This is a genomic window from Streptomyces niveus, from assembly GCF_001723055.1.
Lineage (GTDB): Bacteria > Actinomycetota > Actinomycetes > Streptomycetales > Streptomycetaceae > Streptomyces > Streptomyces niveus.
The window spans coordinates 1-10,779 of sequence record NZ_MDCR01000087.1 but is presented as its reverse complement, the minus strand read 5'-3'; the positions used below and the strand labels follow the sequence as shown (position 1 = coordinate 10,779).

At 70.3% G+C, this 10,779-nt stretch carries 13 protein-coding genes and 1 tRNA gene; 10 read left to right on the top strand and 4 right to left on the bottom strand.

Annotated features, from left to right (window positions below):
- The first annotated feature begins 180 nt into the window (after positions 1-180).
- Together BHU15_RS12215 and BHU15_RS12210 are read left to right on the top strand one after the other, a co-directional pair.
- Positions 181-846 (top strand): molybdopterin-dependent oxidoreductase, encoded by a 666-nt coding sequence (locus BHU15_RS12215; protein WP_079128090.1) that lies wholly within the window; start codon positions 181-183, stop codon positions 844-846.
- On the top strand, positions 788-1,465 hold the full coding sequence (locus tag BHU15_RS12210) for a cytochrome b/b6 domain-containing protein (protein WP_079128089.1): 678 nt from the start codon (positions 788-790) through the stop codon (positions 1,463-1,465). The genes BHU15_RS12215 and BHU15_RS12210 overlap by 59 nt, the downstream gene beginning before the upstream one ends.
- Positions 1,466-1,485: 20 nt before the next feature.
- On the opposite strand, the gene BHU15_RS12205 is transcribed toward BHU15_RS12210, so the two are convergent.
- On the bottom strand, positions 1,486-2,892 hold the full coding sequence (locus tag BHU15_RS12205) for a GntP family permease (protein ID WP_069627214.1): 1,407 nt from the start codon (positions 2,890-2,892) through the stop codon (positions 1,486-1,488).
- 36 nt (positions 2,893-2,928) lie between these two features.
- Positions 2,929-3,459, bottom strand: coding sequence for a gluconokinase (locus BHU15_RS12200; protein ID WP_023542766.1), 531 nt, complete (start codon positions 3,457-3,459; stop codon positions 2,929-2,931).
- 131 nt (positions 3,460-3,590) lie between these two features.
- Here BHU15_RS12200 and BHU15_RS12195 point away from each other — a divergent pair, with 131 nt between their 5' ends.
- From BHU15_RS12195 to BHU15_RS12180, 4 genes are all read left to right on the top strand, one after another.
- Positions 3,591-4,292, top strand: a complete 702-nt coding sequence (locus BHU15_RS12195; RefSeq protein ID WP_069627213.1) for a FadR/GntR family transcriptional regulator — start codon at positions 3,591-3,593, stop codon at positions 4,290-4,292.
- A gap of 71 nt (positions 4,293-4,363) precedes the next feature.
- Positions 4,364-5,479: an S-(hydroxymethyl)mycothiol dehydrogenase gene (locus BHU15_RS12190; RefSeq protein WP_069627212.1), complete on the top strand. Its 1,116-nt coding sequence runs from the start codon at positions 4,364-4,366 to the stop codon at positions 5,477-5,479.
- Positions 5,479-6,108, top strand: a complete 630-nt coding sequence (locus BHU15_RS12185; protein WP_069627211.1) for an MBL fold metallo-hydrolase — start codon at positions 5,479-5,481, stop codon at positions 6,106-6,108. Before BHU15_RS12190 ends, BHU15_RS12185 begins: the two co-directional genes overlap by 1 nt.
- A 234-nt stretch (positions 6,109-6,342) precedes the next feature.
- A complete protein-coding gene (locus BHU15_RS12180; protein WP_069627210.1) occupies positions 6,343-6,777 on the top strand; it encodes an Asp23/Gls24 family envelope stress response protein in 435 nt (144 codons plus the stop codon).
- Between the two features lie 182 nt (positions 6,778-6,959).
- Here the strand turns inward: BHU15_RS12180 and BHU15_RS12175 are convergent.
- Positions 6,960-7,047: transfer RNA gene (locus BHU15_RS12175), tRNA-Leu, on the bottom strand.
- A gap of 127 nt (positions 7,048-7,174) precedes the next feature.
- On the opposite strand from BHU15_RS12175, the gene BHU15_RS12170 reads away from it, so the two are divergent.
- The 3 genes from BHU15_RS12170 to BHU15_RS12160 all read left to right on the top strand — a co-directional run bounded on the left by BHU15_RS12170 (position 7,175) and on the right by BHU15_RS12160 (position 9,739).
- Positions 7,175-8,500 carry a M20/M25/M40 family metallo-hydrolase gene (locus tag BHU15_RS12170; protein ID WP_069627216.1) on the top strand — a complete coding sequence of 442 codons (1,326 nt, stop codon included), beginning with the start codon at positions 7,175-7,177 and terminating at the stop codon, positions 8,498-8,500.
- A 144-nt stretch (positions 8,501-8,644) separates the two neighbouring features.
- Positions 8,645-8,878, top strand: coding sequence for a chaplin ChpH (chpH, locus tag BHU15_RS12165; RefSeq protein WP_023542772.1), 234 nt, complete (start codon positions 8,645-8,647; stop codon positions 8,876-8,878).
- A gap of 132 nt (positions 8,879-9,010) precedes the next feature.
- Entirely contained in the window at positions 9,011-9,739 is a 729-nt protein-coding gene (locus tag BHU15_RS12160; RefSeq protein WP_069627209.1) for a chaplin, read from the top strand.
- A 72-nt stretch (positions 9,740-9,811) separates the two neighbouring features.
- Here BHU15_RS12160 and BHU15_RS12155 read toward each other — a convergent pair whose 3' ends face one another.
- Positions 9,812-10,000: a DUF5703 family protein gene (locus BHU15_RS12155; RefSeq protein ID WP_023542774.1), complete on the bottom strand. Its 189-nt coding sequence runs from the start codon at positions 9,998-10,000 to the stop codon at positions 9,812-9,814.
- Between the two features lie 47 nt (positions 10,001-10,047).
- Here BHU15_RS12155 and BHU15_RS12150 point away from each other — a divergent pair, with 47 nt between their 5' ends.
- Positions 10,048-10,695 carry a hypothetical protein gene (locus BHU15_RS12150; protein WP_069627208.1) on the top strand — a complete coding sequence of 216 codons (648 nt, stop codon included), beginning with the start codon at positions 10,048-10,050 and terminating at the stop codon, positions 10,693-10,695.
- The last annotated feature ends 84 nt before the right edge of the window (positions 10,696-10,779 follow it).

The window sequence follows — 10,779 nt, the reverse complement described above, 5'->3', positions numbered from 1 at the left end:
CCTGGGGAGTCTTCTCCATGGACGCCAGTCTGCCGGTCCCGGCGGGACCATGCCTGACGAAACAATGACGGAGGTCCGCCGGCCCTGGCTTCCGGGCCCCGGTGGTGTTCGAATCGAGAGGTGACCACTCCAGACACCGAGCCGGAGGGCACGCCCGTCGGGCGGCGCCTGGTGCTCTCCATGCTCGGCCTCGGCGCGGCGGGCGTCGTCACCGCGCCGTACCTCCAGCGCGGGCTCGAATCCTTCCTCGGCGCGGTGTCCGACAGCGACCCGACGGGGCTGACCGGGCTGCTGCCCAACGGGGGCGGGTTCCGCTACTACTCGGTGGCCGCCTCCGTACCCCGCAAGGGCCCCGAGGACTACCGGCTGACGGTGGACGGTCTGGTCGACCGGCCCGCCACGTACACGCTCGACGCCCTGCGGAAACTGCCGCAGACCCGGATGGTCCGGGACGTCCAGTGCGTCACCGGCTGGCGGGTGCCGGAAACACCGTTCGAGGGAGTACGGCTGTCGCGGATCCTGGACGCCGCGGGAGTGCGGCCCGACGCCAAGGCCGTGCGCTTCACCTGCTTCGACGGCACGTACAGCGAGAGCCTGACCATGGAGCAGGCCAGGCGGCCCGACGTGCTGGTGGCGCTGCGGATGCGGGACAAGCCGGTCGAGCACGCGCACGGCGGTCCGGTACGGCTCTACGTGGCGCCCATGTACTTCTACAAATCGGCGAAATGGCTCTCCGGGATCTCCGTCACCCCCGACGTCCGCCCCGGCTACTGGGAGGAGCGCGGCTATGACGTCGACGCCTGGGTCGGGCGGTCCAACGGCCGCACCGACGCCCCGACCGTCTGACCGGCCGGCGGCGCCGCCCACCCGGCTGCGGCGGCGGTTCAGCCGCGCCGAGCGGCTGGTCCACCGCGCGACCGGTGCCCTGATGCTGCTGTGCGTCGCGACGGCGGCCTGTCTGTACGTACCCCAGCTCGCCGAACTCGTGGGCCGCCGCTATCTGGTGGTCACCGTGCACCAGTGGTCGGGGCTGCTGCTGCCCGCGCCGTTCCTGGTGGGGTTGGCGTCCCCGGCGTTCCGCGCCGATCTGCGGCGGCTGAACCGCTTCGCGCCGCACGACAAGGAGTGGCTGCGGGCGGTACGGAGGCGCGACTTCCGGCCGGAGTCGCGGCCCGCGGGCAAGTTCAACGCGGGGCAGAAGCTGTACGGCGGCTGGATCGCCGGAGCCGTACTGGTCATGCTCGCGACGGGCCTGATGATGTGGTTCACCTGGCTGACGCCGCTGGTGTGGCGTACGAGCGCCACCTTCGTGCACGACTGGCTGTCGCTGGCCGTGGGCCTGGTGCTCGTCGGGCACATCGGGATGGCGTTCGCCGACCCGGAGGCCCGGCGCGGCATGCGGACCGGGTCCGTGGAACGGCCGTGGGCGGAGCGGGAGCACCCTCTGTGGAAGGAAGAGGAGTGACCCGCCCCGCCCGAAGTGCGCTAGACGATCAGCGAGAGCAGCATCACGAAGCCGAGACCGACGACGGAGATGATCGTCTCCATCACCGACCACGTCTTGATCGTCTGGCCGACGTCCATCCCGAAGTACTCCTTCACCAGCCAGAATCCGGCGTCGTTGACATGGCTGAAGAAGAGCGAACCGGCGCCGATCGCCAGCACCAGCAGCGCGGCGTGCGACGTCGACATGTCGGCGGCGAGCGGGGCCGCGAGACCGGCGGCGGAGATCGTCGCGACGGTCGCCGAGCCGGTCGCCAGCCGGATCGCCACCGCGATCAGCCAGCCCAGCAGCAGGGCCGGGATCGCCCAGTTCTCGGAGAAGTCGAGGATCATCTGGCCGACGCCCGCGTCGATCAGTGTCTGCTTGAAACCGCCGCCGGCGGCGACGATCAGCAGCACGCCCGCGATGGGCCCGAAGGACTTCTCGACGGTCGAGGCGAGCCGGTCCTTGGTGAATCCGGCGGCGCGCCCCAGGGTGAACATGCCGACGAGTACGGCGGCGAGCAGCGCCATCAGCGGGGAGCCGACGACGTCGGCGATCTTCTGGACCTGGTTCTCGGGGTCGTCCACGACGATGTCGACCAGTGCCTTGACCAGCATCAGGACGACCGGCAGCAGGACGGTGGCGACCGTGGCGCCGAAGCTCGGGCGCTTGTCGGTCTCCTCCGAGGGGCGCTTCTCCAGGGTCTGGAGCATCCGCTCGGGCGGCTGGATGTCCACCCAGCGCGCGGCGTAACGGGAGAACAGCGGACCCGCGATGATCACCGTGGGTATGGATATGACCAGGCCCAGCGCCAGCGTGACGCCGAGGTCGGCGCCGATGGCGTCGATCGCGACGAGCGGGCCGGGGTGCGGCGGGATCAGCCCGTGCATGACGGAGAGGCCGGCCAGTGCCGGGATACCGATCCGCATCAGGGAGAAGTTGCCGCGCTTGGCGACCAGCAGCACGACCGGGATCAGCAGCACGATGCCGACCTCGAAGAAGAGCGGCAGCCCGATCACCGAGGCGATGAGGACCATCGCCCAGGGCATGGCACGCCCGCTCGCCCGGCTGAGGATCGTGTCGACTATCTGGTCGGCGCCGCCCGAGTCCGCGAGCAGCTTGCCGAGTATCGCGCCGAGCGCGATCAGCACGCCGACACCCGCGACGGTGGAGCCGAGACCGGCGGAGAAGCTGGTGATCGTGTCGCCGAGTGACGCGCCGGCGAAGGCGCCGAGTGCCAGCGTGCCGATGGTCAGGGCGAGGAAGGCGTGCAGCTTGAACTTGGTGATGAGCAGGACGATGACGGCAATGCCGGCGAGAACGGCGATGCCCAGCTGCGTATTGCCGGCCGAGGTGATCGGTTCTACGGCGTCCGCTGCCAGCGTCTCGACACTGAGACTGGTCACGGTGGTTCCTTAGGTATCGGGGAGTTGGCTTGTCTGTCAGGCGAGTTCGGGTTCGTGGGGGCGGTCGAGTTCTCCCAGCGCGGCGACGCCCCGTTCGGCGATCTCCTCGGGAGTGCCCGCCACGTCGACCGTGACGCCCGCCTCGTCGTCGCCGAGCGGCTGCAACGTGGCGAACTGCGAATCCAGCAGGGCGGTGGGCATGAAGTGCCCCTTGCGGTCGGCCATCCGCCGCTCGATCAGGGCCCGTTCACCGGTGAGATGCAGGAAGACGGCGTCCGGCGCCGCCGCCCGCAGCCGGTCCCGGTAGGCGCGCTTGAGCGCCGAACTGCTGACCACGCCGCCGAGCCCGGCCCGGCCGTGCGCCCAGCGCCCGATCGCGTCGAGCCAGGGCCAGCGGTCGTCGTCGTCCAGCGGGGTGCCCGCGGACATCTTGGCGATGTTCGCCGGAGGGTGGAAGTCGTCGCCCTCGGCGTACGGGACGCCCAGGGCGGCGGCCAGCAGGGGACCGACGGTGGTTTTGCCGGTACCTGCGACGCCCATCACCACGACGACGTGGGGGGTGCTCATGTCATGCCTCGCTGTCTTCATGTGCTCCGCTGCCTCCGCGCTACTGAAACTCATATGTACGACGTATTCAAGGTGTCGTAACCCACACGTCATATTTTTTCTTCACCTGGCCCGCCCCGTAGGCTTCCGTCATGACCACAGAAGGCCGGGGCCTGCATACCCATGTGCTCGACACCCTCGGCCTCGCCATCACCGGGGGCGAGTACCCCGAGGGCGGCGTCGTGCGCACCGACGAGGTCGCGCAGCGCTTCGACGTCTCGCGCACCGTGGTACGGGAAGTGGTCCGCGTCCTGGAATCGATGCACCTCGTCCAGTCGCGGCGCCGCGTCGGCGTGACGGTGCTGCCCGCCCGCGAGTGGAACGTCTACGACCCGCGCGTCATCCGCTGGCGCCTCGCGGGCAACGACCGGCCGCGCCAGTTGCGCTCGCTGACCGTACTGCGCTCCGCGATCGAACCGGTCGCCGCCGGGCTCGCCGCCACCCACGCCACACCCGAGCAGTGCGCCGCCCTCACCGAGCAGGCGCTCGGCATGGTCGCCACCTCGCGCGGTCACCAGCTGGAGGGCTATCTGCGCCACGACATCGCCTTCCACCGGGTGGTTCTCGACGCGTCGGGCAACGAGATGTTCGCGCGGCTCGGCGACGTGGTCGCCGAGGTCCTGACGGGCCGTACGCGGCACGAGGTGATGTTCCACGACCCGGACCCCGCGGCCGTGACCCTGCACGTACGGGTCGCCGAAGCCGTACGGGAGCGGGACGCGGCCCGCGCGGAGGCGCTGACCCGGGAGATCGCCGTCGGCGCGCTCCAGGAACTCGACGTGCTGGCGCCCTGACCAGGGACCGCGACGGTGCGGCGCGGTGTCAGACTTGGCCCTTCGGACTCGATGGAGAGGCAGGTCCTGGCATGTCGCAGCAGGTGCGAGGCGTCGTGGCGCCCGGCAAGAACGAGGCGGTGCGCGTCGAGACGATCGTGATCCCCGATCCCGGCGCCGGCGAGGCCGTGGTGAAGATCCAGGCGTGCGGGGTCTGCCACACCGATCTGCACTACAAGCAGGGCGGGATCAGCGACGACTACCCCTTCCTCCTCGGCCACGAGGCGTCGGGTGTGGTCGAGTCGGTCGGCGCCGGGGTCACCGACGTCGCCCCCGGCGACTTCGTCATCCTCAACTGGCGCGCGGTCTGCGGCAATTGCCGGGCGTGTCTGCGGGGCAGGCCCTGGTACTGCTTCAACACCCACAACGCCACGCAGAAGATGACGCTCCTCGGGGGTACCTCCCTGGCCGGAGGCTCAGGGGGAGGCACCGAGCTGTCCCCGGCGCTCGGCATCGGCGCCTTCGCCGAGAAGACCCTCGTCGCCGCCGGACAGTGCACCAAGGTCGACCCGTCCGTCGCGCCCGCCGTCGCCGGACTGCTCGGCTGCGGCGTCATGGCGGGCATCGGCGCGGCGATCAACACCGGCAACGTCGGCCGGGGCGACACCGTCGCCGTCATCGGCTGCGGCGGAGTCGGCGACGCGGCGATCGTCGGATCCCGCCTCGCGGGCGCGGCGAAGATCATCGCCGTCGACATCGACGACCGCAAACTGACCACGGCGAAGACGATGGGCGCCACCCACACCGTCAACTCCCGCACCACCGACGTCATCGAGGCGGTCCGCGAACTGACCGGGGGCTTCGGGGCCGATGTCGTCATCGAGGCGGTCGGCCGCCCGGAGACGTACAACCAGGCCTTCTACGCACGGGACTTGGCCGGCACCGTCGTCCTGGTCGGGGTCCCCACCCCGGAGATGAAGATCGAACTGCCGCTGCTCGACGTCTTCGGGCGCGGCGGGTCGCTCAAGTCGTCCTGGTACGGCGACTGTCTGCCGTCCCGCGACTTCCCGATGCTGATCGACCTGCACCAGCAGGGCCGTATCGACCTGGCCGCCTTCGTCACCGAGACCGTCGGACTCGGCGACGTGGAGCAGGCCTTCGCCCGGATGCACGAGGGCGACGTGCTGCGTTCGGTCGTGGTGCTCTGATGGCCGCCCGGATCGATCACCTGGTCACCTCGGGCACGTTCTCGCTCGACGGGGGCACCTGGGACGTCGACAACAACGTCTGGATCGTCGGCGACGACACCGAGGCGATCGTCATCGACGCAGCCCACGACGCCACGGCCATCGAGGCGGCGCTCGGCGGCCGTACGCTGCGCGCGATCGTCTGCACCCACGCGCACAACGACCACATCGACGCGGCCCCGGCGCTCGCCGCCGCCACCGGCGCGCCGATCCTGCTGCACCCGGACGATCTGCCGCTGTGGAAGCAGACCCATCCGGACCGGCTGCCGGACGGTGAACTGGCCGACGGCCAGGGCCTGTCGGTGGCCGGCACCACCCTCACCGCGCTGCACACGCCCGGCCACGCGCCCGGCGCGGTGTGTCTGTACGCCCCCGAACTGGCCACCGTCTTCACGGGGGACACGCTCTTCCAGGGCGGGCCGGGCGCCACCGGCCGGTCCTTCTCGCACTTCCCGACGATCATCGAGTCGATCCGTGAGCGGCTGCTGACGCTGCCGCCCGAGACGGTCGTGCGCACCGGGCACGGCGACTCGACCACCATCGGCGACGAGGCGCCGCGGCTGGACGACTGGATCCGCGAGGGCGGCTGAACCGGCCGCGGGGCGGCGAGACGCGGGCAGGGGCCCGGACACACGCGTCATGTGTCCGGGCCCCGCTGATTTCGGCGAGCTGGACGACACGCGGTTCCGCTCCGCTGAGAACGGATGTGTCGCCCGGTTCCGGCCGCTCACCCGAATGGCGTGATGGGGATGCGCGGAGCACAGTGGACAGGGGGATGCGTCACCTCGCTCCGAAGCTCCCTATTCGAGGAAGATGAGTCGGTCATGGCAGTCAAAGAAGCCTCGTCAACAACCATGTCGAACGGCCACCACGGCCACCACGACGTCAAGGGAACGACGACCATCGCGGACTCGGTGGTGGCCTCGATAGCCGGTATCGCGACCCGTGACGCCACCGGCGTCTACGCCATGGGCAGCAGTTTCTCACGGACCCTCGGGGCCGCGCGGGACATGATGGCCCGCTCCGACGACGTGACCCGCGGTGTGCGGGTGGAGGTCGGTGAGAAGCAGACCGCCGTCGATGTCGGCGTGGTCGTGGAGTACGGCTACCCGATCACGCGGACGTCCGACGACATCCGTACAGGCATCGTCGACGCGGTCGAGAGCATGACCGGGCTCGAGGTCGCCGAGGTGAACATCGATGTCCTCGACGTGCACGTGCCGGGCTCGGACGACAGTGAACCGCCCCGGGCGCGATGACGGCAAGGCCCCTCCGCCGGGCAGGCGAAGGGGCCGTCGTACGGTCACCGGAGAAGGGGCCGGCCGGCCGCGTCGCCGGCCGGGCGGGTTCATCGGCTCCTCGCGCTTCAACCCGGCCGAGAGGTCCGTAGAACACGAAATGCCGGTCGGGGTGAAGAACCCGACCGGCATCGCTTCAACTCTGGTGTCCGAGGGGGGACTTGAACCCCCACGCCCGATAAAGGGCACTAGCACCTCAAGCTAGCGCGTCTGCCATTCCGCCACCCGGACAAGGTGTCTGCCGTACGACCAGAGGCCGTTCCGACGTGGAAAACCATAGCAAACATCGGGCACTGCCCGATCCCGCCCCGGTGGGAGGATGGGACGACCACCGGCACCGACAGCGGGAGTGAGCAGCGTGAGCGAGTCGAACACGGGCGGGACGGTCTCGGGCGAGGACGAGGTCGTGGACCTCTGCCGTGACCTGATCCGGATCGACACCAGCAACTACGGAGACCACTCGGGCCCCGGCGAGCGGCTCGCCGCCGAGTACGTGGCTGAGAAACTGGCCGAGGTGGGCCTCGAACCGCGCATCTTCGAGTCCCACAAGGGCCGCGCCTCCACCGTCGCCAGGATCGCCGGCGAGGACCCCTCCAGGCCCGCGCTGCTCATCCACGGCCACACCGACGTCGTCCCCGCCAACGCGGACGACTGGACACACGACCCGTTCGCCGGCGAGATCGCCGACGGCTGCCTCTGGGGACGCGGCGCGGTCGACATGAAGGACATGGACGCCATGACCCTCGCCGTGGTGCGGGACAGGCTCCGCAGCGGCCGCAAGCCCCCGCGCGACATCGTCCTCGCCTTCCTCGCCGACGAGGAGGCCGGCGGCACGTACGGGGCGCGGTACCTGGTCGACAACCACCCCGACCTCTTCGAGGGCGTCACCGAGGCGATCAGCGAGGTCGGCGGCTTCTCCTTCACCGTCAACGAGAACCTGCGCCTGTATCTCGTCGAGACGGCGCAGAAGGGCATGCACTGGATGCGGCTGACCGTGGACGGCACCGCCGGGCACGGCTCGATGACCAACAAGGACAACGCGATCACCGAACTCTGCGAAGCGGTGGCCAGGTTGGGCCGGCACGAGTGGCCGGTGCGGATGACCAAGACCGTACGGTCCTTCCTGGACGAGCTGTCCGACGCGCTGGGCGTCCCGCTCGACCCGGAGGACATGGAGGGCACGCTCGCCACCCTCGGCGGCATCGCCAAGATGATCGGCGCCACCCTGCGCAACTCCGCCGCGCCCACGATGCTCGGCGCCGGCTACAAGGTGAACGTGATCCCCGGCCAGGCGACCGCCCACGTCGACGGCCGCTTCCTGCCCGGCTACGAGGAGGAGTTCCTCGCCGACATCGACCGGATCCTCGGCCCGCGCGTCAAGCGCGAGGACGTGCACGGCGACAAGGCGCTGGAGACCAGCTTCGACGGCCGGCTCGTGGACGCCATGCAGACCGCGCTCGTCGCGGAGGACCCGATCGCGCGGGCGGTCCCGTACATGCTCTCCGGCGGCACGGACGCCAAGTCCTTCGACGACCTGGGCATCCGCGGATTCGGCTTCGCCCCGCTCAAGCTCCCGCCGGAGCTGGACTTCGCGGGGATGTTCCACGGCGTGGACGAGCGGGTGCCCCTGGACGGCCTGAAGTTCGGCGTACGGGTGCTGGACCGCTTCATCGACGCCAGCTGACCCGACCGGGACAATATTCGCCAGCGCGTACGTACTTGACTGAAAAGAGTGAATGCGACCATACGCTCGTAGCCTCATCAGCCCCTCCTCGTTACAGGTGTGCGGTCCGAAGTTGGGACCGTATTTGCCAACGAGGAGGAATTCATGATCAAGAAGGTCGTCGCCGCTGCGGCTGCCACCGGCAGTCTCGTGCTCGCGGGCGCGGGCATGGCCGTTGCCGACTCCGGTGCCCAGGGTGCCGCTGTCGGGTCTCCCGGTGTGCTCTCGGGCAACGTCGTCCAGGTGCCCGTCCACATTCCGGTGAATGTGTGCGGCAACACCATCTCCGTGATCGGGCTGCTGAACCCCGCCTTTGGCAACACCTGCGTCAACGCGTGACGTTGTCACTCAACCCGTAAGGGTCTGAGCCCAGCGGCCCCGGATCGCACGCCATGCGCTCCGGGGCCGCCGGGCTTCACGCCCCAGGCGACGTGCCGGGGGTATCCGGTAGGCAGAAGGCAGGAACTAGCTATGAGACAGGTCACGCGCAAAGGCCTGATCACTGTGGCGGCGGCCGGCGGCGTACTCGCCCTCGGCGGCGGCTACGCGCAAGCGGACTCGGGTGCCGACGGAACGGCGGCGAACTCCCCGGGCGTGCTGTCCGGGAACAACGTCCAGGTCCCCGTGCACGTCCCGGTCAACGTCTGCGGCAACACCGCCAACGTCGTCGGAGTGCTGAACCCCGCCATGGGCAACCGCTGCGCGAACACGTCCGACGGTGCCGGCGGATCGCACGGCGGTTCGCACGGCGGCAAGGAGCACACCGACGCTCCGGGCAAGGGCGGCTCGCACGCCGGGGGCGGCACCGGCAACTCACCGGGTGTCGGCTCCGGCAATGTGATCGAGGTGCCGATCGACGTCCCCGTGAATGTCTGCGGGAACAGCGTCGACGTCGTCGGGGCACTGAACCCCACCATGGGCAACGGCTGCGAGAACGCGGACACCCCCGCGCCGCCGACCGAGCACAAGCCCGAGACCCCGGGCACACCCAAGCCCCCCACGGAGCGCGCCGTCCCGCCGTCGCCCACCACCCCGAACACCCCGGAGGCGCAGGCCGTCGCCCCGCCGGCCCCCGCCCCCAAGGGCACCGAGGCACTGGCCCGGACCGGGTCGGACGGACTCGGACTGGTGATCCCGGCCGGCGCCGCCCTGCTCCTCGCGGGCGGCATCATCTACCGCCGCGCCCGCGCCGCCGCGTAGGGACCACGGGCACGGCCGTACGGTGACGGCCACGGGGCGGGCTCCGCACAGCGGGGACCCGCCCCGTCGCCGTCACCAGGTGGCGCGCACCTGACGGATGATGCGCCGGCGCAGCCGCACTCTGCGACTGCCGTCCCGATGCAGGCTCAGTCGGTCCATTTCCCAGTGTCCGTACTCGGCGTGGTCGGTCAGCAGGCGGGTCGCGTCGCTGCGGGACACCCCGCGCGGCACGTACACGTCGACAAATTCGTATTCCGGCATCGCATCTATTGTGCGGGCAGAGGCCCGGTACGGATAGCGTCTGCTCTATGTCTGATGCTGCGCAGCCCACGGCTGCCGAGGTACGTGCCGCCGCCGAGGCGGTCAAGGTCGCGCTGGACCGTCACCTCGCGGCGGTCGAACGCCGCACCGGGGAGGACGACCCGGCGGTTTCGGAAGCGTTCAACGCCCTCGCCACCGCGGCGGAGGCCTACGACGAGCGGCTCTACGACCTCTACGACGAGGTCACCCCCTTCGAGATCCCCGGTACGGACGACTCCCTGCCGCCGTACACGGGCCCGGAGGAGCCGAACGCGCTCAGCGTGCTCATCCGCCGCGACTACGCGGTGGCGGAGCCGCGGAGACTGCTCGCTCAGGCACAGCGCATCGCCGATGTCGACGGGGACGCCGAGACCGTGGCGGTCGTCGGCGCCAGCGTGCACGCCGCTGTCGGCGTGCTCTTCGGCGAGTACGAACCGGACGAGATCGCGTCCCGGCACAAGGAGTTCGGCCTGGAGGAGGGGGACTCGACGCTCTGGGTGTCGGCCACCGACGACCTCCCGGAGCCCGGCGAATGGCTCGGCGCCCCCTTCGAACAGGCCGACCCGCAACAGGTGGTCTGCCGTTTCGACGTCAGCTCGGTCTTCGACGAGGACGACTTCGACGGCCGGCGGGACCTGGAAGAACAAGACGCCTGACCCACCCCGACCCGCCCGCACCCCTGCGGGCGGGTCCCCGTCCCCACAACTTCGAAGGCAGCGTCTAGGGCGTGTCCGCGAAGT